This window comes from Trichocoleus sp. DQ-A1, assembly GCF_039961955.1.
Taxonomy (GTDB): domain Bacteria; phylum Cyanobacteriota; class Cyanobacteriia; order Cyanobacteriales; family FACHB-T130; genus FACHB-T130.
Genome location: NZ_JAMPKE010000013.1, coordinates 98,761 through 120,436 on the forward strand (window position 1 = coordinate 98,761; position 21,676 = coordinate 120,436).

The 21,676-nt window shown below is 45.5% G+C and carries 20 protein-coding genes; 8 read left to right on the forward strand and 12 right to left on the reverse strand.

Annotated elements, in window-relative coordinates; translation table 11 throughout:
• Positions 1 to 82: 82 nt before the first annotated feature.
• Positions 83 to 2,014: a molecular chaperone DnaK gene (gene dnaK, locus NDI33_RS14715; RefSeq protein WP_190679084.1), complete on the reverse strand. Its 1,932-nt coding sequence runs from the start codon at positions 2,012 to 2,014 to the stop codon at positions 83 to 85.
• A 716-nt stretch (positions 2,015 to 2,730) separates the two neighbouring features.
• Here dnaK and NDI33_RS14720 point away from each other — a divergent pair.
• The 3 genes from NDI33_RS14720 (at position 2,731) to NDI33_RS14730 (ending at position 6,334) form a co-directional block, all read left to right on the forward strand.
• On the forward strand, positions 2,731 to 3,633 hold the full coding sequence (locus NDI33_RS14720; protein ID WP_190679086.1) for a hypothetical protein: 903 nt from the start codon (positions 2,731 to 2,733) through the stop codon (positions 3,631 to 3,633).
• A 197-nt stretch (positions 3,634 to 3,830) separates the two neighbouring features.
• A complete protein-coding gene (locus tag NDI33_RS14725) occupies positions 3,831 to 5,753 on the forward strand; it encodes a plasmid segregation protein ParM domain-containing protein (RefSeq protein ID WP_190679088.1) in 1,923 nt (640 codons plus the stop codon).
• A gap of 125 nt (positions 5,754 to 5,878) precedes the next feature.
• Positions 5,879 to 6,334 carry a DUF29 domain-containing protein gene (locus NDI33_RS14730; protein ID WP_190679090.1) on the forward strand — a complete coding sequence of 152 codons (456 nt, stop codon included), beginning with the start codon at positions 5,879 to 5,881 and terminating at the stop codon, positions 6,332 to 6,334.
• A gap of 290 nt (positions 6,335 to 6,624) precedes the next feature.
• Here the strand turns inward: NDI33_RS14730 and NDI33_RS14735 are convergent, their stop codons facing one another.
• Together NDI33_RS14735 and NDI33_RS14740 are read right to left on the reverse strand one after the other, a co-directional pair.
• Positions 6,625 to 7,494, reverse strand: a complete 870-nt coding sequence (locus NDI33_RS14735; RefSeq protein ID WP_190679092.1) for a hypothetical protein — start codon at positions 7,492 to 7,494, stop codon at positions 6,625 to 6,627.
• A gap of 176 nt (positions 7,495 to 7,670) precedes the next feature.
• Positions 7,671 to 8,234 carry a Uma2 family endonuclease gene (locus tag NDI33_RS14740; protein ID WP_190679094.1) on the reverse strand — a complete coding sequence of 188 codons (564 nt, stop codon included), beginning with the start codon at positions 8,232 to 8,234 and terminating at the stop codon, positions 7,671 to 7,673.
• Between the two features lie 251 nt (positions 8,235 to 8,485).
• Here NDI33_RS14740 and glgA point away from each other — a divergent pair, with 251 nt between their 5' ends.
• On the forward strand, positions 8,486 to 9,958 hold the full coding sequence (glgA, locus tag NDI33_RS14745) for a glycogen synthase GlgA (RefSeq protein ID WP_190679096.1): 1,473 nt from the start codon (positions 8,486 to 8,488) through the stop codon (positions 9,956 to 9,958).
• A gap of 200 nt (positions 9,959 to 10,158) precedes the next feature.
• Here the strand turns inward: glgA and NDI33_RS14750 are convergent, their stop codons facing one another.
• On the reverse strand, positions 10,159 to 10,452 hold the full coding sequence (locus NDI33_RS14750) for a hypothetical protein (RefSeq protein WP_190410742.1): 294 nt from the start codon (positions 10,450 to 10,452) through the stop codon (positions 10,159 to 10,161).
• A 321-nt stretch (positions 10,453 to 10,773) separates the two neighbouring features.
• Here NDI33_RS14750 and NDI33_RS14755 point away from each other — a divergent pair, with 321 nt between their 5' ends.
• The 4 genes from NDI33_RS14755 to plsY all read left to right on the forward strand — a co-directional run bounded on the left by NDI33_RS14755 (position 10,774) and on the right by plsY (position 14,183).
• Positions 10,774 to 11,571 carry an MlaE family lipid ABC transporter permease subunit gene (locus tag NDI33_RS14755; protein ID WP_190679097.1) on the forward strand — a complete coding sequence of 266 codons (798 nt, stop codon included), beginning with the start codon at positions 10,774 to 10,776 and terminating at the stop codon, positions 11,569 to 11,571.
• 137 nt (positions 11,572 to 11,708) lie between these two features.
• On the forward strand, positions 11,709 to 12,107 hold the full coding sequence (locus tag NDI33_RS14760) for a DUF3119 family protein (protein WP_190410744.1): 399 nt from the start codon (positions 11,709 to 11,711) through the stop codon (positions 12,105 to 12,107).
• A 66-nt stretch (positions 12,108 to 12,173) separates the two neighbouring features.
• The gene (locus NDI33_RS14765; RefSeq protein WP_190679098.1) at positions 12,174 to 13,472 is read left to right on the forward strand and encodes a DUF3086 domain-containing protein; all 1,299 of its coding nucleotides are present in this window, start codon (positions 12,174 to 12,176) and stop codon (positions 13,470 to 13,472) included.
• A gap of 36 nt (positions 13,473 to 13,508) precedes the next feature.
• Entirely contained in the window at positions 13,509 to 14,183 is a 675-nt protein-coding gene (plsY, locus tag NDI33_RS14770) for a glycerol-3-phosphate 1-O-acyltransferase PlsY (protein WP_190410746.1), read from the forward strand.
• A gap of 70 nt (positions 14,184 to 14,253) precedes the next feature.
• Here the strand turns inward: plsY and NDI33_RS14775 are convergent, their stop codons facing one another.
• The 8 genes from NDI33_RS14775 to NDI33_RS14810 all read right to left on the reverse strand — a co-directional run bounded on the left by NDI33_RS14775 (position 14,254) and on the right by NDI33_RS14810 (position 21,647).
• Complete coding sequence (locus tag NDI33_RS14775) at positions 14,254 to 15,780, reverse strand: VanZ family protein (RefSeq protein ID WP_190428583.1); 1,527 nt, start codon at positions 15,778 to 15,780, stop codon at positions 14,254 to 14,256.
• A gap of 60 nt (positions 15,781 to 15,840) precedes the next feature.
• Positions 15,841 to 16,653: a pyrroline-5-carboxylate reductase gene (gene proC, locus NDI33_RS14780; RefSeq protein WP_190679099.1), complete on the reverse strand. Its 813-nt coding sequence runs from the start codon at positions 16,651 to 16,653 to the stop codon at positions 15,841 to 15,843.
• A 109-nt stretch (positions 16,654 to 16,762) separates the two neighbouring features.
• Positions 16,763 to 17,353, reverse strand: coding sequence for a cell division protein SepF (locus tag NDI33_RS14785; RefSeq protein ID WP_190410749.1), 591 nt, complete (start codon positions 17,351 to 17,353; stop codon positions 16,763 to 16,765).
• A gap of 197 nt (positions 17,354 to 17,550) precedes the next feature.
• Complete coding sequence (locus NDI33_RS14790; RefSeq protein WP_190428585.1) at positions 17,551 to 18,222, reverse strand: YggS family pyridoxal phosphate-dependent enzyme; 672 nt, start codon at positions 18,220 to 18,222, stop codon at positions 17,551 to 17,553.
• Between the two features lie 85 nt (positions 18,223 to 18,307).
• Positions 18,308 to 18,577 (reverse strand): transcriptional coactivator PipX, encoded by a 270-nt coding sequence (gene pipX / locus NDI33_RS14795; RefSeq protein WP_190410751.1) that lies wholly within the window; start codon positions 18,575 to 18,577, stop codon positions 18,308 to 18,310.
• 190 nt (positions 18,578 to 18,767) lie between these two features.
• The gene (gene acpS, locus NDI33_RS14800) at positions 18,768 to 19,160 is read right to left on the reverse strand and encodes a holo-ACP synthase (protein WP_190432734.1); all 393 of its coding nucleotides are present in this window, start codon (positions 19,158 to 19,160) and stop codon (positions 18,768 to 18,770) included.
• An 87-nt stretch (positions 19,161 to 19,247) separates the two neighbouring features.
• The gene (locus NDI33_RS14805) at positions 19,248 to 20,669 is read right to left on the reverse strand and encodes an anthranilate synthase component I (protein ID WP_190679100.1); all 1,422 of its coding nucleotides are present in this window, start codon (positions 20,667 to 20,669) and stop codon (positions 19,248 to 19,250) included.
• A gap of 15 nt (positions 20,670 to 20,684) precedes the next feature.
• On the reverse strand, positions 20,685 to 21,647 hold the full coding sequence (locus tag NDI33_RS14810) for a CbiQ family ECF transporter T component (RefSeq protein WP_190679101.1): 963 nt from the start codon (positions 21,645 to 21,647) through the stop codon (positions 20,685 to 20,687).
• Positions 21,648 to 21,676 lie beyond the last annotated feature (29 nt).

Consider the following 21,676-nt stretch of genomic DNA (forward strand, 5'->3'; position numbering starts at 1 on the left):
TCTGATGTGTAACGTCACAAAAAGAAAGCGATATTAAGATGCGAGCGCTCTGAGGAAGGGTAGAATATCTACCCTTCGCAGCTCAAATCACTTCATAGAATTCATCGTCAATAGTCGCGATCGCTCTTGGTGAAGCAGCATCACCTATCTGCATCATGAGTTGTTGCAATTCATTACCAAGCGACTTGATCTCATCATAATTCCCTTGAGCGATCGCTTTCTCCAAATTCTTTAACAGTCCTTCGATTTGCCTTTTCTGGGCGGCAAGCACTTGCTCTACCAGGTTATTCGTCAAATTAAAAAGAACCCGATAAGCATCATTCATCTTTCTAGAATCTTCAGTTATAAAATCTGCGTCAACGTTAGATGTAAGTTTCAAAGAGTAACTTTTAAGTTTTTGTCCTTCATTTTTACGAGCTTCTATCAAGTTCGCCATGTCAATCTTTTGGCGAAGTATGCGATCGGCTTCGGCATTGCGTTCTGCATCTCTCACCATACTCTCCACTTCAGGTGCAGGGATAGTGGCAGTGCCGATAATGCTAATTGATTTCTCTTGCCCCGTGCTTATTTCTTTGGCATAAACATTCAGAATACCATTAGCATCAAGGTCAAAAGTTACTTGAATTTCTGTTCTCTCCAAAGAAAGCCCATCTAATCGAAGAATCCCCAAACTCTGGTTATCTTTAGCGAATTCTCGTTCACCCCTTAAAATATTTATTTCTACACTGGTTTGCCCATAAGTTGCAGTATAAAACTTTTGAGATTTGATGACAGGAATATTACTATGACGGGAGAGAATTTTTGTCATAGTACCCTCTATAGTTTCGATTCCCAAAGATAAAAGAGTGACATCCCTCATGCAATAAATAGAATTGTCTCTTCTGGCTACTTTCCCCTGAATAGCAGCCCCAATTGCTACAGCCTCGTCCGGGTTAATGCTTTTCAAGGGTTCTTGATTCGTCACCTCCTGCACTAAGTCTTGGACAGCCGGAATGCAGCTAGAACCACCAACCAGGACAACAACATTAATATCACTAAGGCTTAGTTTCGCCTGTTTAATTACTTGTTCGATGTTAAGGCGACAGCGAGCTAAAAGCTCAGAACACATTTCTTCAAATTCAGCTCTAGTAAGGGTAGCGTTGAGATGTTTTGGCTCATCCGGGGTGGCTGTAATAAAGGGTAGGTCTACTTCTGTTTGCGTTCCGAGGGAAAGCTCTATTTTTGCTTTTTCGGCTGCTTCTGTAAGCCGCTGGGAAGCCTGTATATTTTGGCGTAAGTCGAGACCTTCTTGACTTTGAAATTGGTTAGTCAGCCAATCGATAATTTTTTGGTCGAAGTTGTCACCACCAAGATCAGGGTCGCTACTGCTAGCCAAAACTTCAAATACACCATCACCTACTTCGAGAATGCTAATATCTAACGTGCTACCGCCTAAGTCAAAGACGAGGATAGTTTCGTTATTTTTCTTATCTAGTTCGTAGGCAAGGCAAGCAGCAGTCGGTTCGTTGATGACGCGGAGGATTTCTAAATTCGCTAATTTGCCAGCCTCTTTGGTGGCTTGACGTTGAAAATCGTTGAAGTAGGCAGGAACAGTAATAACCGCTTGAGTTACTTCTTCCCCTAAATATTTGCTGGCATCATCGACAAGTTTACGCAGAATTTGGGCAGAAACTTCTTCAGGGGTAAATTCTTTGCCTATACGATGACAGTTGATTTTAATGCCACCATTGCTATCGGGTAGAACTTGATAAAAAACTTTATCTACTGCGTTGATGACTTCGTCGTATTTGCGTCCAATAAAGCGTTTAACAGCGTAAAAGCTGTTTTCTGGCTGCATCAGTGCGTTACGTTTGGCAATCCCACCAACCAATTTGTCCCCGTTCTTAGTGTAAGCTACAACACAAGGAGTGAGGCGGAATCCTTCAGCGTTGGTGATGACGATGGGTTGCTTACCATCCATCACTGCAATACAAGAATTTGTCGCACCTAAACTAATTCCAGCTACCTTTCCCATGATGCTCAATGTCTAAAGGTGGCTTGAGCTTAACAGCGGTTTAAAAAATAGTAGGTTCGGTTATACCTCCAAGGCGAGTTCTCATTTCCGTACCTTAGAGGGAATTCTTTTTTATTAGTTTCGCTCTAAAGTAGAATTTAGCATTCTCATCAGTCTGCTAACTTTTACCCAAGAAGTATGCAATCGAAACTCCGCCTCGCAATTCCAGTCGAAATAAAAATATTTGGCAGCTATCTTAACAGTAAAGCTTAGTTTAGTTAACTCATTTTGCTCAAGGTTACTCTATCAAGGCGATCGCCTCCACTGCTTCTAGGCTAATTTTGCTGAAAGCGATCGCTAGAATGCCATTGATAATCCACTAGCGATCGCGCTGTTCCTTAGGGTAGAAGTTAGAATCAGCCGTAAAAGTTATCTTTATAGTTAAGTACCGTGCAGGAAGCTGTTCTCAAAACTTTTGCTTGGTAAGAAAAATAGCAATATTCCTTACCGAGCTATTAGAGATAAAGTATCAAGGTAAACAGAAAGTTTTGGATTAAATTTGTCCCTTTTTAAGCAAATTCAACTAATGACATTTTGAAAAAAATATTGATAAGCTTCCTAAACTTAAAAATGCTTTGTAAAAATCAGTTTATAAAACTAGCTTTAGCACTTATATAAAATTTTAGTAAAATAACCGATTGTTCAATATTTTAGCAACGCTGAAGCCTTAATTTGCGATGAAAACACTATATACACTTTTTACCAAAGAACGCAGCGAAGTTCAGACAGAGATTGATAAGGCAACTAGCCCGGAGCAGGTCGTTAAGCTGGTTCAAAAGCGACTCGATAATATTCAGAGCAGTTACGTTGGCGAGTTAAGCGTCGCTCAAGTACGTCTGGCTTCTTTATTCCTGGACACTTTGCGGCAGTCCTTGGGGACTCTCACCGCTGCCAATGAGACGAAAGTTTTGGAGCCAAAGCCTCAGCAGAGTGCTAACCCAGTCGGAAGGGTTTCTCCCAAAACCATAATCCTGAAAGTGCTACAGGGACTCATCTGCGTAGGAATTTTAGATTCTCTATTCTCCTTGGCTTCAGATGCACCAGGAGCTTGGATGGATATATTGCTGGTGTCTCTGCTGGTTGGACTAGAAGTGGTGTTCCAAATCGATAAACGCGATCGCGCCAATCGTGCAGTTTCTCTTCAACCTGTAGAAGCGCCCCAGCCGATCGTTCGCGTTGATAGCCAAGTCTTTCTGGACAACCTGACCGATGCGCTAAACACCATTGATTTGGCAGTCGCCCGGACTCAGGAAGTAAAAAAACCGCTGGATGCTAGTGGAATAGAAGAGCTACCAGAACTGTTGAATCTGCTTCAGAGACTTATGGGTGCGTCAATTCTGGAGAAACCCCAGATGTCGCTTCAACTCACCAAATTGCTGCCACAGATTTTAATGGAGCAGGGAATTCGGGTTCAGATTTACCAAGGGGACGATACGCATCGCGAGTATTTTGATTTCGAGCCAAGTATCGATCCTGCCGCGAAAGAGTCTGTAACGATAACTCCCGCTTTGTTTAAAGGCGATCGCTTGCTCCGACGCGGTCGAGTGATTGAGCCAGCCTACTCCGAGGCTAGAGAGTAAGATATCTTGTCATCGTGGCTGTTTGTAGTCGCCAAGTCTTCATTTAGACAGTATTTCCCTTGTTGCGTAGTCCCCTTTCCATAGGGGTTTGGGGGGAGCAAAAATTTCAGCGAACAATGGAAGCTCCCTCTAGCCCTCTTAAAAATAGGGTAATTATTCGGAAATTTGTACCTGGTTGATTAGCGGAAAGTATAAAAATGGAAGTTTTAGAAACTATCGGATTCGATCTGGGGCACGGTGAAACCGCTGTCGCTCAGGCGAGAGTGGAGAGCATCGAGCCGCCAGGGATGCTTGAAGTTAATAATAAAAAAGTTCAAATCACAGCACTAGCTTGGCATCCCGATATCGGTTATCTAATTGGAGAACAAGCATTAATCCAAGCTGGCGTTACTCAGCTCAAAATCGCTTTCAAACAAAAACCAAATACCGACCCGACTTATCGGGAAACAATTAGCAAGTTTCTAGAAACTTACTATCGTCTTTTGAAAGAAAGCAAGCAGATTGAAGGTGGAGAAACCAGCCAATTTTATGTCGGATGCCCTTCAGGATGGTCTGTTAACGAACGAGAAGAATACCAAAAGTTACTGAAGGAATCTGGTATTCCTTTAGTGAGTGTTGTCCCAGAATCGCGGGCGGCTTTCATGCAAGCCAAGGAAGCCGGGAAACTTTCTTATGACAAACTTAAATCGTCGGTGCTAATCGTTGATATTGGCTCTTCGACTACAGATTTTACCCTGGTTAAGAGTTTGCACGAAATCCCGATAGATTTCGGCAGTAATGCGCTGGGAGCTTCTTTAATCGATAAAGCGATTTTTGCCCAGACTCTCGCTAACCACGAGGAAAAAGCGTTGCTCGAACGAGTATTTGAGGCATATCCTCATCACCAAGCGCGTTGCGAACTTGCTTGTCGCAAAGCGAAGGAAGATTACTTTTCTAACGAACAGGTATACAGCAATCCACAATCCTTTGCACGCGGCTTTGAGTCGATCAACGAACAGATTTACTTTGTGCCTCAAGTTAATAAAGCGATTATGGATGAAATCTTGAACCACCCCTTGGCAGAATTGGGCGGCAAGAGTTGGCTTCATTCGTTCCGGGAATCAGTGAATGAGGCGAAAGAAAGGCTTGAAAAACAAGGTTTTGTACCGCAACTTTTGCTGATGACTGGCGGTGCATCCCGGATGAAATTTACGCGCCAGATTTGCGAGGAAATCTTCCCGGAACCGGACACTCAAGTTCGCCCCGATCCAGAACCCGAACGCTGTATTGCCTTAGGTCTAGCACGGGTAGGAAGATGGGATCTGCGTGCTGCTGCCTTTAAAGAAGAGGTCAATACACTATTTGACTCAAAAAAGTTAAAAGACCTGGTCAAAAAACATATTCCAGAGTTAATCGAATTGCTGGCTAAGCCACTATCAGAGGGGCTGATTGAAAGCACAATTCAACCAAGTTTAAAAAACTGGCAAAACAACAAAATACGCACTTTGGCTGATTTGGAAGAGTCTATGAAAAAGCAGGCCGAGCAGTGGATTGAAAGTCCTGGCGCTCGGCAAATCGTCAATACGCAATGTGCTACTTGGTTTAACAGTAAGATCCAACCCGAATTAGCTGAAGAAACCGACCCCATTTGTCAAAAGTTTCAGATACCCAGAAGTAGCTTAAGGTTTGAGGAAAGTATAGACCCCGATGTGGTTAGTCCAGACCTATCGATTGGCGACACGATTCTTGCCGAAACGGTGGGATTTATTGTCAATGTAGTGATTGGTGGAGGGACTGTCGGTAGCATCATCGCTCTAATTTTAACCGGGCATTTGACCTGGCCCATCGTGCTAATCTATGGTGCCTCAGTTCTTGCCGCAGGAGTGGAGATCACCCGCAGTAAAACCCAAGAAGCAATTAAGACAAAGGTAGATGTTCCGAGTTGGACTCGTTCTCTTCTTTTGAGCGATAGCAAGATCGACTCTACCTGCGAGCAAATGAAACCTGAGTTAGAGAAGGTTTTCAGACAACAACTAACAGAGAATCAGGAAGCTTTTGACGAACTGATTGGGAAAGTTGGGCAAGAATTGAAAAAAGCTCTAAATACCAAGGCGGAAGAGGCAGTAATTCTCATTCAGTAGGGATGCGATCGCTCTTTCCTCGCTGCTTATGGCTGATTGGGTGAGAGCGATCGCTACAATATTACTGACAATCCATTGGGAGAAGTCTTGTGTCAGCTAGTTCGGGACTTTGAGAGGAAACGGTTATGACAAGAGAACTAGAAGCTAACCGACAGAGTTTGTACGAGACGGACTACCTGAAATGGATTCAAACTACTGTAGAAAAGTTGCGGGTTGGAGACTACCCTAATATCGAATGGGAAAATCTAATCGAAGAAATCGAGGACATGGGACGAAGTGAGCGCCGGAGTCTAAAGAGTAATCTTATTATTGTCCTGACTCACTTACTTAAATGGCAATTTCAGCCAGAGAAAAGAAGCGGTAGCTGGAAAGGTAGTATCGTTGAGCATCGCAGACGCATTCGTGAAGCTCTAAAAGATTCTCCCAGCCTCAAGCCTTATCTTGAAGAAGTCTTTGCTGAATCTTATGCAGATGCAGTTGAACAGGCGAGTGCTGAAACTGAACTGCTATTAGAGATATTTCCGCAATTATGTCCCTATACATCCACAGAAGTTTTAGATTCTAACTTTTTGCCAGAATAAGCGATCGCCTTCCCTTCTGACTGAAGATAGCGATCGGGCTACTCATTCAGGCTAATTACTCTTGCCTCATTTCTGACAGTTAGAGGAATTAGAAGGTATTTAATATTTAAATATGGATTGATAAGCGAGACTATTTTATTAAGGAAATAAGTCATGTTTTGGGAATTTTAACAACACCATTTAAGTCATTTCATTCTATGAATGATTGAGGGATTGATTCCATTCGATATCCTTACGTGGCTCTAACGTATCTTATGCGAAAGATGAGTATATTTTTGGTAATGAATATGCTAACGGCGCTCGTCCTTCGACCTCTTAACTTTTTTTGCTATCTCAATTTCATCACTAGATCCGTAGGGAATATCTGTCACTTGTTTTTCTATTATCAGGTCATAGACAATATCTGCACCTTTCTTAATACTTTCTGTTAAGACACCAATACCAACATCTAACTGAGGTTTAACCTCATCACGAGGTATCACTTTTCCAGATGGTGATATGTCCGAGAAAAACTTTCTGACAGAGATGTGTTGTCCTTGGTTAAAACAAGCAGCATATTGAGAGGCGCGGAATTCATGAACAAATGGGCATCGATAGTATTTATATATAAGCGCGGCATATGTAAACTTGGTAAGCACAGCGTCTATATCCTTGATGATTTGTTCGGGAGGAATAGTGTTGTGTTTATGGCAGTTTATATATAAATCCTTAAGTTGATCAATTGTAGGATCGCAGTAAACTCTATGAGATTCATTCTGCTTTCTGTTATTGACCCATTGATTTTGAATCTCTTGCGTGAAAGGTTCCTCAATTTTATCTTTTTTCAAAAAGTAATTTAGGAAAGGGGTACTCACACGATCTAAATACTTCTCTACCTTTACATTCAGCAAAAAAGAGACAAATCTTTGTTGGTTGCCGATTTTTGTTGTTGGTGTGCTGAGTGCCTGCCATACAGACGATAAACCATCGAGAGCGGCAAACCCTACCACGTAGGCTTCAACAGAAAGATTTTGAAAAGGGTTAAACTCTGGAGGAGACAGCTCTAGCATATGTCCTCTTATGACTACCTCACTGTTAATTAACTTTTCACAAAGCAAAGCTCTGTAGTAATAAAACTTTTTAAAACGCTCAGCAAAATCTCTAACTTGGTTACTATCCATAACTAACTATAGTTCCATTAAAACTTTATGTATTATACTGTAGTACAATAACTTTCTTATTACAACCATCTTTCTTCCACATAGGTAGAAGAAAGCTAGAGATTTTCCTGGATAAACATATTGAAAGCGATCGCCTAACTCAAACAGACCAAGACGCGATCGCTATTTAATTTAAGTTACGCCAACAGCCAACCAAACAACTCTTCTACTGTCAGTCGCAGTTCATTAGCAAAAGATGGCACGGGAAGTTGCTGTTCTGGTTCATCAAATAATTCTAAAAGTTGAGTTGGAAGATAAACAAACACTGTGTGCTCTTTTGGATCGATCAACCAACCCATTTGAGTTGCATATTTTAGGCAATGCAGAATATTCTTTGTGACTTTCGTTTGGCTTTGGTCGGGCGATAAGATTTCAATTACCCAACCAGGAGCCGATGGGAAAACGTTAGCAATTTCGCCATTCTCATCGCGGGGAATTTTATCCCAGGTAAACACTGAGACATCAGGGACAATTGAACGTCCGCCAAAAGTACATCGCAGTTCTGAAAAAGCTTTTGCAACACGCTGAGGCTTAACAACTGTGTTGATAACCGTGGGTAGTTCTGTCTGAATTATGCTGTGTTTCCCCTGCGGCATTGGCTTTTGAATAATTTGTCCATCAATGTATTCACTGGCGGGTTTGGTTTCTGGTAGCTTCAGAAACTCTTCCAAGGTTAAGGATTTAGATGGTGTCCTGACCATTTGCGATCGCCTCCAAAAGAACTCGGACGAGCTTTGTCTATTCTACGGGTCGCATCCAGCGAAGGAAGCCGGAATCAAACAACGATGTCCGGCTAGTAAGGAAAGGTGCTAAGAACGGATACGCGATGCGATCGCTTATCTTCCCATAACAGTTTTATTGTTTATACCGAATGGCGGGGTCGCTATTGCTGAGGTGTATATATACTTTTGTGAAATTAAGAAAATAGATTTCTATCTCAGGAGGAGTAAGGATGTACATCGTACAAATTGCCTCTGAATGCGCTCCGGTCATCAAAGCTGGTGGTTTGGGAGATGTCGTTTACGGGCTGAGTCGGGAGTTAGAAAATCAGGGAAATTGCGTCGAGCTGATTTTGCCTAAGTACGATTGTATGCGGTACGACCACATCTGGGGACTTCACGATGCTTACCGTGATTTGTGGGTACCCTGGTATGGCGGTAAAGTCCACTGTTCTGTTTATTGTGGTTGGGTACACGGGCGGCTGTGTTTCTTTATCGAACCCCACTCTGAAGATAATTTCTTCAATCGAGGCTGTTATTACGGGTGCAACGACGACAATATGCGGTTTGCGTTCTTCAGCAAAGCCGCTTTAGAATTTCTCCTCCAAAGCAACAAGCGACCCGATATCATTCATTGCCATGACTGGCAGACCGGCTTAATTCCAGTCATGCTCTTCGAGAATTACAAGTATGAGATGGGTCTTCAACGGGTTTGCTACACCATTCACAATTTCAAACATCAAGGGATGGGCGGTAAAGAGACCCTGTGGGCAACCGGGCTGAATAACGAATCTTGCTACTTCACTTACGATCGCCTGCAAGATAACTTCAACCCTTTTGCCTTGAACTTTATGAAAGGGGGGATTGTTTATGCCAACGCTGTGACGACCGTTTCGCCCCATCATGCTTGGGAAGCCCGCTGCACGGAGATTGGCTCTGGTTTAGGTCATACCTTACATCTGCACCAGGATAAATTCACTGGCGTACTCAACGGCATCGATCGTGATTTTTGGAATCCCGAAAGCGATCGCTATATACCGGCTCATTACAGCAAAGAGAATCTAGAAGGGAAAGCCGAGACTAAAAAAGCCCTCCGGGAGAGACTTTTGCTCCGCGACGTTGATAAACCTATCGTTGCCTACATCGGTCGTTTAGACGCTCAAAAAGGCGTCCATCTTGTCCATCATGCGATCTACTACGCGCTTAACAATGGGGCGCAATTTGTACTGTTGGGTTCGGCAACGGAACCGGGAATCAACACCCATTTCCAGCACGAAAAAGCCTTTTTGAATGAGAATCCTGACGTTCATCTAGAACTTGGCTTTAATGAAGAGTTATCCCACCTGATCTATGCAGGGGCGGATATGATTATTGTCCCTAGCAACTACGAACCCTGCGGACTGACTCAGATGATTGGCTTAAAGTACGGCACGGTGCCAGTCGTGCGGGCAGTTGGTGGACTGGTGAATACTGTGTTTGACCGAGACTACGACCAAACAAAGCCCCCGGAAAAACGGAATGGTTTTGTGTTCGAGCACAGTGATGAGCCTGCGTTTGAATCAGCAATGGAGCGTGCTTTTAAGCTGTGGTACAACCATCCCGAAGAGTTTCGTCAGCTTGCGCTCCAGGGTATGGAGTATGACTACTCGTGGAAAGATCCAGGGGCGGAATATTTGAAGATTTACGACCAGATCCGACACAAATGAAGCGAAATTGCGATCGGTGGAATCTGTAAAGTAAGTCTTTTGTGGTTGTGCCTCGCTTTTGGGGGCACAATTACCTAACTTGGGTAGAGACTTTGGGTAGAGACGGCATTCTCTAACAAATTCTGTCAGAACTGCGATCGCGCAACAGAACGCTTGTTGATGGTTGGGGATTTGGCAACGACGAAAGCGATCGCGAAAGATTAATTTCCACGTAAATTTTGGTAACGATAAAAGGCGTAGGTGTCAAACATGGCTCCAGCAACGCTACAGGTAAAACCGATTACGAGGAGACCTTCAATGGAACATCCGCTGCCGAAGACGGTAAGAAACTCTAGAATTACCGCTCTGCCGCACTGACTGACTGCTTCAAGGAGGGGAATGTAACCTAGTATGGACAGACTTGCCAACACACTAGCGAACAGCAGAATCGGGGCGGTGAAGCTAAGAAAACTCGTCAAGAGTAGGGAACGGAAATAGTTAGGCAAAATGTTCATGAAACCGTAAGTGCGAATGAACTGCCGAGCGGGGAATTGGGAACGAGACTTTCAACTTCTATATACGATAGAAGCGATCGCTGTCACTATCCCGATCTGTCAGAAATCTTAAATAAACCTTAAAAATCTTGTTTAAAGTCCGTAAACATATCTCAGAAATTCATTCATTCCTTCTATAGGAGTGCCGCAGAGGGGGCGAAACCCTTGAGAATCCTCACTTCAGAACGCAAACAGCACAAAAGAGATTCTTGTAGCTCGCCGCTCATCAGCTATGCTTTACACATCTATGCTTTACACAGTCGTTAAGTCAGCAGGGCAACCTTGAGCGAGACTTCTTCCGGTTCCAGCTTAGAGTTATGGGGTCAGCGGTTGCTGGCGGCGATTTTGCTGGGTGGGCAGGTGGTCGTTCACCTTCTGACAAAAAAAATCCATCGGCGCAACACCCTCGACCAAATGGCGATGGTTGGCCCAGAATCGCTCTTAATTGCGTTGGTAACAGCCGGTTTTGTCGGCATGGTATTCACCATTCAGGTGGCGCGAGAATTTGTCAACTTGGGTGCGGGCAGTGCTGTGGGCGGAGTGTTAGCGCTTTCCTTATGTCGGGAACTTGGTCCCGTCCTGACTGCCGTAATTTTGGCAGGACGAGTTGGTTCGGCGTTTGCCGCTGAAATTGGCACGATGCGCGTCACCGAGCAAATCGACGCCCTCTATATGCTGAAAACTGACCCAATTGATTACCTAGTGATTCCCCGCGCGATCGCCTGCTGCTTAATGCTGCCAGTTTTAACCATTTTGTCTATCCTCACTGGCATGGCAGGGGGATTGCTCATTGCCAGAAATCTCTACGGAATTGCCCCAAATGTATTTTTAGAGTCTGCCCGAAATTTCCTGCAAGTCTGGGATTTGTGTAGTGCCTTAATTAAGGCATTTTTCTTTGGGGCGCTGATTGCCGTAATTGGTTGCAGTTGGGGCTTAACAACCACTGGGGGCGCAAAAGGTGTTGGACAATCGACCACTACGGCAGTCGTTACAGCTTTGCTCGCTATCTTTATTTCTAACTTTTTCTTATCGTGGTTGATGTTTCAGGGAACGGGCAGTGCCGTACTCAAAGGGGTCTGAGGCGGAAAACCTTTAAAATAAATAAAGTTACAATCCTGAGCTTGAATCTCGAATCGGGATTTAAACTGCCGCCCCACTTAAGCTTGTACGCTAAGAAAGTGGGTAGGTCTAGTACGATAGTTTACAATATCGGGTTTATGCCTGTGACTACTACTACATCTTCTTTACCGTCACAAACTGTTGAACTGGCACCCAGCTACGCAATTCCTTTGGTGTTAGTGGCGGCTTCGATTGGGCTGTTATTCGTTCAACCTTGGGTGAGTTTAGCGATCGCTGCATTTGGTTTGTTCTTGCTGTTTCAGGCGGCAACGATTCGCCTGCAATTCACCGAAACAGCATTAGATGTTTATCGTTCCCAAACCTTAATTCGGCGTTTTCCCTACCAGGAATGGCAAAATTGGCAGATCTTCTGGACTCCAGTGCCGATTCTGTTTTACTTCAAAGAAGTTAAAAGCATTCACTTTTTGCCGGTTCTCTTCGATCCCAAAATGCTAAAAACTTGCTTGGAACAACGCTGTCCAAAAGCAAGTGCGTAGGGATACACAGATGCGCGTCCTTACAGATGAGTAGTTAATTGTTAGTTGTTAAGTGTTAATTGTTAGATGAATTCAGACGAACCTCAAACCCAAGAACAAGAACAAGAGCAAGAACAAAAGCAACAGCCAGTTGTTGAAGCATCGGACAATTTAGAAGCGCCAGAAGAGGAAACTGTAACTGCCGATCCAGCCTCAGACAATCTTATAGCATTACAAATTGCCGCTGTTGTGGAGGCATTTGATGATTCAGAAGCGGAAATTGCCGCCGTTGTTGAGGAATCAGATAATTCTGAGGAGCCTGAGGAGCCAGATATAACTCTAGTCGCCGTTGTTGAGGAATCAGATAATGCTGAGGAGCCAAATATAACAGTAGCGATGGAAAATTCCGTCTCTGTTTTAGAGCAACGGGTGGCTGATTTACAACAGCAGGAAGAGGCATTAATTCAGGAAATTGCCGCCCTGCAAGCTTCTCATAATAAAGTTCTGCAAGACCAGCTGGCTCAAACCCAAGCGGCGTTAAACCGTCTGGTGCAGGAGTCTTTGAACGATCTGGAACAACGCAGACAAACACTACAAATTTCCGTTGAACAACTGGAACGACGACGGGAACGCATCCGAGAGGAAATGCGAAGAACCTTTGCTGGCACCTCCCAAGAATTAGCCATTCGGGTGCAAGGCTTTAAAGATTATCTGGTCGGTAGCTTACAAGATTTGGTAGTAGCCGCAGAAGAATTGCAACTCCAGAAGGAACCAGAACCCCCGAAGGCAGTTCCAGTCGTGGAAGAGTCGAAGGCTGCATCGCCTGTAAACCCCAAATTTACAGAACAGAGCTTTCAATCAACTGCAAAACAAATTCGCAGTATTTTAGACCAGTACCGGACGCGACCTGACTATTATGGCCCGCCCTGGCAATTGCGTCGTACCTTTGAGCCGGTTCATGCGGAGCGAGTTGCGAACTGGTTTTTCACGCAAGGAGGAAGAGGCGCTTTGCGGACAATGGGCAGTCGCCTGCAAAATATCCTGATTGCTTCTTCCGTCATCTCGGTATTAAGCACGCTGTATGGCGATCGCGTTCGTGCCCTGATCCTCGCCAACTCCCCAGAACGATTGGGAGAATGGCGACGGGGTTTGCAAGACTGTCTGGGCATTTCCCGCTCTGATTTTGGTCCAGAACAGGGAATCGTTTTGTTTGAATCCCCAGAAGCGGTCGTGCAAAAGGCAGAGCGTTTAGTTAAGGAACGCCAGATGCCGCTAATTATCATTGATGAGACAGAAGATCAGATTAATCTGTCGCTGCTGCAATTTCCTCTGTGGTTAGCTTTTGCACCCGATCCTCAGCAGATGTCCGCTGATATGAGATATTAGCGACAGACGAATTGAGCTACAAGCAAGAGGCGTTAGATGGGTCTACAGCTGGCTTTAAGTGGGGCATTGTTAATCGCAGCCTATCTCTTAGGCTCGATTCCTACGGGTTATTTGGCAGGACGCTGGCTCAAAGGGATTGATATTCGAGAGCAGGGATCTGGTTCTACAGGTGCCACCAATGTTCTCAGAAACTTGGGAAAAGGGCCAGCCATCGCGGTGTTACTGATCGATCTATTTAAAGGAGTCGGCGCGATCGCTTTGGTTTACGCCTTCTATGCCTTCGCGCCAACTTTTGCGCCAACGTCTGTCCTGCCTGTCACCTGGGAATCTTGGTTAGTCGCTGGCACCGGATTCGCTGCCAGCATCGGTCATAGTAAATCTGTCTGGCTGAACTTCACGGGCGGGAAATCAGTTGCCACGAGCCTGGGCGTTTTATTTGCCATGTCCTTACCTGTGGCGTTGGGAACAGCAGCGGTGTTTGGCACAGTTATTGCCTTTTCCCGAATTGTTTCCCTCGGTTCCATTGCGGGTGCGATCGCGGTTTCGGTTTGGATGTTAATTTTCAAGCAGCCGTTACCTTATCTAATCTTTGCGATCGCTGGCGGTATCTACGTCATCTGGCGACACCAGAGCAACATTGAGCGTTTACTTGCCGGTACCGAACCCCAAATCGGTCAAAAATTATCAACAGAACCCGAACAAAGTTCCTAACTTATTTCCTAACTTATAGAGATGCGTAGGCGTTGTGATACTAAACGTCATTTCGCATCTTTACTCGTTTTTATGCTGTTATCTCCCTGCGTAACCAAGAGTTAGCCCACCTTTTCACTATCAGCATGGTGCTAACAGCTAGTGCCATGCTAAATAGTAGATTATCCAGCCTAATTGCTCTCTGGGTTCCAATCGCTAATATGACTTCTAATATTAAAGATGGGAATAAAATTCCTCCAAAAAGCAATACAGCATAAAAAATAAGTTTTCCCCTGGCTCTTGCACTAATGAGTGCTAGAAAGAAGCCAATAGGGATAAAAATCAATCCATAATAGAAAATTTTGTAGATTTCTAGATTAATACTATTAGCATCAAAAGGTAATAACTGAAAAATCATCACCTCCGGAACCAGTTTCAGTGAATAAGGTTGTTTCAATCCATCTATATAAATTTTAAGAATTGACCCTTCATAGGTAAGAAGTATCTGATGATTCTTGGTGTCACCAAAAACATTTGGAACAGCTAGTTGATAGTTTGTTGCATTTTTTCCGGTGACTGGAGTTCGCACTCGAAACACCAAATCCGCTCCCTTTTGCCCAAGGGTAAAATTGCGGCTTTCATCATCTGCTGAAAGGGAAATAATTCGAGCAGGGCCAGCCTGCATTGTGTCAGCAGTAGCGACAACGGCACCTATTGTAAATTGAGAAGTTTCAGCAATCTTTTGGGTCATTAAAGCTACAGAGCTTTTTGTCTCTAGCCAATGATTGGAATCGAGAGAAGCACCCCTTTGATCCTGAGTAGTTGGGAAATTGCCTCGCCAAGATAAATCTGGAAGGTGCCCAGTTAAATCGGGGTAACTACCTGTACCAGTCAATTGATATACCGCTACTAGGTCTTTTTTGATTGCAGAAAATGGAATTTCCGAGGAAAAGGCGGATTCTGCTTCTTGATCTGAAACTGCTTTATTCGCGACGTATAGCTCTGAAATATATCCTTTCCAAGGTCTATTTCCGGTTGGCTCGTTGCCAAGACTCAGCGGGAAAGTGTGATTCCAATTACTGAGACTTCCAGAATTTTGCCAAAGGAGCGTCGTTATAAAAATCAATATAATATATCCAATAAAAGCAGCCGTTAACTTTTTGATTGAAAGAAAACTCTTACTACTTCTAAGAAGATTTAAGGCTGCTCCTAGGCTTTTATCTCCCCCTAAACGAAAGCTTAAAAAACCGATAAAAGCACCTAAAATACTGGCACCAATATCGACAAAAGAGGAACTTCGAGAAGGAATAAATAACTGTAAAATCTCAATTGTAAAACTTAAACAAAAAGAAGTTAATAAGATGAAAACAAGTGTCTTTCTCCCTAAGAATCTTTTTTGCTGCATCAAGCAGGAAAAGACGAAACCAAAGGGGGAGAATAATAAAACGTTAGTGATTAAGTCGTAAAAATTTCTTAACTTAAAAAATTCTGAAGTGAGAAAGCGATAATTTATTTTACTAGCATTCTCTTTAAAGGCAAAATCGTAAGGAAAAAGTGTAACGACCAGTATCAGCAAAAGGCTAAAAATAAAGACTTTATTTGCCCATTTTTGCCGCATAAAGGATTTTTAACAAATCATTTTACTTTTGGTAGCCGGAAAAGAGTATTCAGCGATGCATTAACGACCAAGCTCCTGAGAGCGCCGAGAAGCCGCCACCACTGCCTCAATCAAAGCTGAGCGGAAACCAGCCCTTTCTAACTGGGCAATCCCAGCAATAGTTGTACCTCCAGGGCTAGTCACGCGGTCTTTTAGTTGAGCGGGATGCATTCCCGATTCGTGCAACAGATGGGCAGTCCCCAAGACGGTTTGCAGGGCTAACGAAGACGCGATCGCTCTTGGCAATCCAGCTGCTACCCCACCATCTGCGAGTGCTTCCACCATCAGCGCCACATAAGCGGGACCCGAACCCGAAAGCCCTGTTACCGCATCCATTAAAGATTCTGGCACTTCAACGACCTCTCCCACCGCCTGGAAAATCGCCTTTGCCTGTTCTAGGTGCTGCTGGGTGGCGTACTGACCCAGCGCGATCGCACTCATTCCTGCCCCTACCGTCGCTGGAGTATTCGGCATCGCCCGAATCGCTGGAGCCTGGGGAAAAGCTGCTTCCAGTTGCCTCAAAGAAACACCCGCCATAATCGAAATCACTACTGGCGGCGACGCTTGGGCAGAAAGTTCTTTCTCCAAGTCTGTCGCCACCGCTGCAAACACTTGAGGTTTAATCGCCAGTAACAGCACATCCTTTGCCGCCGCCACCGCCCGATTCTCTGCCGTCACCTGGATGCCGTACTGCTGTGCCAAAAAGTCTCGCCGCTCTTTTTGCGGCTCACTCACCAAGACTTCTTCTGTGGCATAAAGTTGTTTTTGCATCAGGCGGGATAATAGAGCTTCTCCCATTACCCCGCCACCAATCATGCCGAATTTAGTAGCCAACCTCGTCCCCCAATCCCTATCAGCATGAAAAGTCCGTTGTCGGCGGTCAGTTGTTTTTAGCCGTTACGACTGACCATTGACCGCTAACAAGCGTCTCGACTCAGAAATTTTACTGCGCCATCCGGGTCGGTTCGTTTGACCAAGCTGGGGAGGGGGCAGAGGGACGGGGAATCCGGACTTGTGGTTGAGGCACTTCGTGAACCACGCCAGTCTGGGTACTGACTTGAACACAACTCGGTGTAAACAGAAAGATACTTTCGCCGATCCGCTCTTGGTGCCCATCGATCGCATAAGTGCCACCAGCCACAAAGTCTACAGCTCGTTGCGCCTGATCTGGGTCCATAATTGTCAGGTTTAACACGACTGACTTCCGCTCGCGCAATGCTTGAATTGCCTGGGGCATTTCTTCAAAAGAACGTGGCTCCATCACGATCACTTCCGAAATTCCATTCACCGAACCGGGCATCCCAATCACATTATTCATTGTTGTCCCCATTTCTATTTCTCTTGCAACAGGTGTGTTTGTCCGCGCTCGACGGCTCTGGCGACGTTCTTCTTCTGCTGTCGTCGGTTGAGGATGCTGTTCTTGATAGAGATTTTGGTACTCTTCTCCCTCGGCTTCTTCGTACTCGTCATACTCGTATTGAGCTGGCTCATTGAGACCCACGAAATCTCGTAGCTTAGAAAAAATATTATTCACAGTTCACGCTCCATCACGATTTAAGGTTAGACTTTGGGGCTGGGATCGCAGGGCACCCTTGAGGCAGCAGTCCTAGTTTAAGGAAACGACAATAATAATCATATAGTCGTGCTGGCAATATAATATCCGATGCCTCTTCATTACCCCACTCATCTGTTCGGAATAGATGTTGACATTTGTAAGCATAGTGGGGCTTTTCAGGATGCCCGTTCTCCAAAAATAATTCGCCCCAAACGTATCATTGTTGCCCCAGATTGCACAGCTAGCGGGTAATCACCTGACATTCCCATTGATAGCTGCTGCATTTGAATATTTGACCAGTTTTGCTGTCTGATTTCATCGGCTAGTTTGCGGGTTCTATCGAAAACTGACAGGATTTCAGAAGCCTTGAGATCGAAAGGCGGGATTGTCATCAAACCTTGAATTTGCAGATTGTAGCACTCATTCAGGGCTGGTAAATCGGCAAGCAGTTGAGGAACTGTCCACCCATACTTGTTGGGATCTTGCAGTAGTTTCACTTGCAGGCAGATGAAGGGCGATCGCGACAGCTCAAGCGCCAGTTCGTTTAATCGTTGGGCTAATTTTAAACTATCTATCGAGTGAATCCACTGAAATTGTTCTAGGGCTTTTCGAGCTTTATTACTTTGAAGGTGTCCAATCAGGTGCCAGGTGATGTCTGGTAAATCTTGCAGTTGCGCTTGTTTAAGTTCAGCTTCAGAGATGCGACTTTCGCCGAAATCCCTTACTCCCGCTGCATAAGCTTCGCGCATGGCTTCAGGGGAAACCTGTTTCGTAACGGCGATGAGGCGGACAGATTCCGGTAGTTGCTGGCGAATTTCAGAAAGGCGTTGGGCGATCGCTCCAGTCATTTGACTTCACTTGAAAATAAACAGGGAAGCAAAAATTAAAAATGCTTGCATTAAAAAGGATTTTTTAATTTTTAATTGCTTGCCCCTATTGAAATGTTCGCTTATGAATAGCCTGAAGTTGGGTGTACTCCTCCATTTGACCGTTGCGACGGAGCATCCGCAAACGGTTTTCCACCATGAGGCGACCATCGCTGCGGGTAATCGGTTCAAACGTGATGCCGGTAGGACTGGTATTCACCAAAAAGAAGAGACGCTGGGCATAAAGGGTCGTAAATAGTTCCTGGCTGTCCTCAAGCAGACACACTCTGTAAAGTAAGCCAAATGTAGGGTGATTTAAATAGGTTTCGCTGCTCATTAACATCCACGCGAAGAATGCCCATCCCTAAGGGAGAGATTGGGAAAAGTCGAAGAGTTTAAGCGGCAGTGCGACTCGCGCCAGCCGCTCTCTGTTGAAACCCAAGATGTTTCACTCTAGTTCAAACTATGCAGATGATAGCTTGTATTCGGGCACCTCAGAGAGAATGTTTGGGAATTGGCGACACTTTTCAGGGTGAGCAAACGAGGATGGCGGTGGCTACCGAATAATCGCCATCATGGCTGATGCTTAGCTGCCACTGACAATCTTCCCACCCTGCTGTCTGGGCGGCGGCTGAATGGTGAAGAAATACTTGCGGCGCACCTGTGGGTAAACGTCGAATCTCAATATCGGTGTAGCTGACTCCCCGCCATCCAGTTCCCAGTGCTTTAGCAACGGCTTCTTTTGCCGCCCAGCGCCCTGCTAGCTGGTTGATAGAGAGGCGACTGATATCGTCCTGAGTGTAGCCGCAATCTTGTTGTTCATCAAAAGTATAGACGCGCTGCAAGAAGCGATCGCCAAAGCGTTCAACAGCGGCTTTAATTCGAGGCATATAAACAATATCTGTTCCCAGCCGAATCATTCTGTTGCTAGTTGCTAATAGAAGAGTGGCTCTTCAAAACCCTGTCTGGCAGCCATTCGCCAATGGCACTGGACTGATGACCCAGAACTAATCACTAATAACATTAAAACTTCCCAAGGCTGCCAGCAGAGCTTGAGCTTTGTGTAGAGACTCATGCCATTCTCGTTCTGGATCGCTATCGGCAACGATTCCCGCCCCGACTTGCCCGTAAACCATCGCTGCATCGGCACGCTTGGGATAGAGGAGAGTACGGATCAAGATATTTAAATCTAGGTGCCCGCGCCAATCGAGAAAGCCACAGGAACCGTAGAACAAATTGCGACGCACGGGTTCGAGTTCTTCAATGATTTCCATGCAGCGGACTTTCGGACACCCAGTGATAGTACCGCCAGGGAAGAAGGCGCGAATCAGGTCAACAGCGTCGTAGTTTGGGCGAATTTTACCGATAACGTTGCTTACGAGGTGCATGACATGGCTGTAGCGCTCAATTGTGAAAAGTTCGTTGACTTCTACAGAACCCCACTCGCACACACGCCCCAAGTCGTTTCGCTCTAAATCCACCAGCATAATGTGTTCGGCTCTTTCTTTGGCATTGGCAATCAAGTCTTGCGCCAAATGCTCGTCGAGGGCGGGTGTAGTGCCGCGCGATCGCGTTCCCGCAATCGGTCGCGTTTGCGCTTGTCGATCGTGCATCTGAACCAATCGTTCTGGAGAACAGCTGATGAGTGCCCCCCACGGAGTCTGCCAATAGCTAGCAAAGGGAGAAGGATTAATTTGGTGTAACGCTTGATAAATTGCCCAAGGACTGGCGGTTACGCGGCTTTCAAAGCGTAGGGAAAGATTTGCCTGAAAGATATCTCCGGCTCGGATATACTTTTTCGCTTGCCGCACCGCATCTTCGTAGTCAGTTTGGGGCGTCCAAAAATGGAAATGAGGGGATTTCGGATTTAGGATTGAAGATGCTGGCTCCTCTGCTATCCCGCACTGCGTTCGGCTTTCTAGCAGGTTTTGCAAGGAATCGAGTTCAGCTTCATCGCTAGCGGCTAGCCATAGGGTTTGTTCCCAGTGATCGAGGACAGCAAAGGATGCTGGTTCATACCAATAAGCAACCGGGAATGGTAGGGGGTCAGAATTTAAATTGGGTAGCTGCTCAATCTCCCAAGCGAGGTCATAACCCAGCCATCCCAGCCAGCCGCCAGTGAAAGGTAGTGACGGCTGTAGGGACTCATGCCTGAAGGCAGAACGTTGCCGCAAGCGGCGTAGGAAGGGGAGGATCTCGCCAACGGGTGGAGTCCACACTGCTTGCACGCCATCTATAAAGCGCGGCGCACCGGCACAAATCGAATATCTGGCGATCGCGTTCTTGGCTTCAGGTGAGTGTTGAAGGAGCGGATTGTAGGGACTTTCGAGTAGGGTAGCAATTTTACCAGCGTCCAGAAACAGGGCGGCGAATACTTCTGAGCCAGTTCGATGTTGTAGAGGAAGCGATCGCCAAAACCAAGGTTTCATATGAATTTTTAATTCTTAACTCTCCCATCCCCACATCAGCCGTGCCCCCCAAAGTACGGCTAAACTCACCAGTCCCGCCCAGTCGCTCTTCTTGAGACGCAACTGGTGCCATTGGACGCGATGGCTATTGGGGCTGGTAAAGCCGCGAACCTTCATGGCGCTAGCAATTTGCTCGGCTCGTAAGAGGAGATTTTCAAGCAATCGTTCGGCGACCATCAACCAAAGTTGCAGACTTTTGCGGATACCCAGTTTTTTCCAGTTAATTGCCCGTGTCCGCACGGAACGAACTAAATTCTGCACTTCTTCTAAAACCAGGGGAATAAAGCGCAGCGATAAAGTTAAGGTTAGAGCAACTTCTGTCACGGGAAATTTGAATGCTCGCAGGGGTCGCATCAAACTCTCGATCCCCGCAGTAATCTCCTCTGGAGCTGTGGTTAGCAAAAACAGGTTGGTGCTGTAAATTAAGGTAAATAGTAAGGTACTCACGTTAATCGCTAGCGCCAAGGACTTGCGAGTAATTTTGACTGGCCCTTGATGGAACAGCACGTAACGGTAGTTTGAAGGGTTTTGAGAGGAGACTGGTTTTGTCGCCTCTGGTTTTTGAGTTGCAGCGGATTTGACAACTCCTGGCTTGGGAGTAGCAGGTTTCTGAATAAAAGATATTTCATCGGCTGGGAGGCGTCGCTGAGAGTCCGCTCCTAGCCCATCGGGAGCAATCATGCTCAGGATGAACACAAAAAAGCACAGCATCAACAGCCAACCCATTTGTTGCTTCCATACGCGCAATGGAATCGCCGCCGTCACAGTAATGGCAACTAGCAGCACCGCCAGAGCGATGCGCCAGATGGGATTTGCCAGGACTGGAGCGATGAGAAAGCTCATCAACCAAGCTATTTTCACCCTGGGGTCGAGGTGATGCAGCCAAGTGATTGGTTGTTCGAGGTACAGCCCCAGCGGCAGCGATCGCAGTAAATCCATAGAAAATTAAAAATTAAACATTAAAAATT

Bases quoted from the DNA above. Each gene is read 5' to 3' on its own strand.
- dnaK (WP_190679084.1), bottom strand. From the start codon at position 2,014: ATGGGAAAGGTAGCTGGAATTAGTTTAGGTGCGACAAATTCTTGTATT.
- NDI33_RS14720 (WP_190679086.1), top strand. From the start codon at position 2,731: ATGAAAACACTATATACACTTTTTACCAAAGAACGCAGCGAAGTTCAG.
- NDI33_RS14725 (WP_190679088.1), top strand. From the start codon at position 3,831: ATGGAAGTTTTAGAAACTATCGGATTCGATCTGGGGCACGGTGAAACC.
- NDI33_RS14730 (WP_190679090.1), top strand. From the start codon at position 5,879: ATGACAAGAGAACTAGAAGCTAACCGACAGAGTTTGTACGAGACGGAC.
- NDI33_RS14735 (WP_190679092.1), bottom strand. From the start codon at position 7,494: ATGGATAGTAACCAAGTTAGAGATTTTGCTGAGCGTTTTAAAAAGTTT.
- NDI33_RS14740 (WP_190679094.1), bottom strand. From the start codon at position 8,234: ATGGTCAGGACACCATCTAAATCCTTAACCTTGGAAGAGTTTCTGAAG.
- glgA (WP_190679096.1), top strand. From the start codon at position 8,486: ATGTACATCGTACAAATTGCCTCTGAATGCGCTCCGGTCATCAAAGCT.
- NDI33_RS14750 (WP_190410742.1), bottom strand. From the start codon at position 10,452: ATGAACATTTTGCCTAACTATTTCCGTTCCCTACTCTTGACGAGTTTT.
- NDI33_RS14760 (WP_190410744.1), top strand. From the start codon at position 11,709: ATGCCTGTGACTACTACTACATCTTCTTTACCGTCACAAACTGTTGAA.
- NDI33_RS14765 (WP_190679098.1), top strand. From the start codon at position 12,174: ATGAATTCAGACGAACCTCAAACCCAAGAACAAGAACAAGAGCAAGAA.
- plsY (WP_190410746.1), top strand. From the start codon at position 13,509: ATGGGTCTACAGCTGGCTTTAAGTGGGGCATTGTTAATCGCAGCCTAT.
- NDI33_RS14775 (WP_190428583.1), bottom strand. From the start codon at position 15,780: ATGCGGCAAAAATGGGCAAATAAAGTCTTTATTTTTAGCCTTTTGCTG.
- NDI33_RS14790 (WP_190428585.1), bottom strand. From the start codon at position 18,222: ATGACTGGAGCGATCGCCCAACGCCTTTCTGAAATTCGCCAGCAACTA.
- pipX (WP_190410751.1), bottom strand. From the start codon at position 18,577: ATGAGCAGCGAAACCTATTTAAATCACCCTACATTTGGCTTACTTTAC.
- acpS (WP_190432734.1), bottom strand. From the start codon at position 19,160: ATGATTCGGCTGGGAACAGATATTGTTTATATGCCTCGAATTAAAGCC.
- NDI33_RS14805 (WP_190679100.1), bottom strand. From the start codon at position 20,669: ATGAAACCTTGGTTTTGGCGATCGCTTCCTCTACAACATCGAACTGGC.
- NDI33_RS14810 (WP_190679101.1), bottom strand. From the start codon at position 21,647: ATGGATTTACTGCGATCGCTGCCGCTGGGGCTGTACCTCGAACAACCA.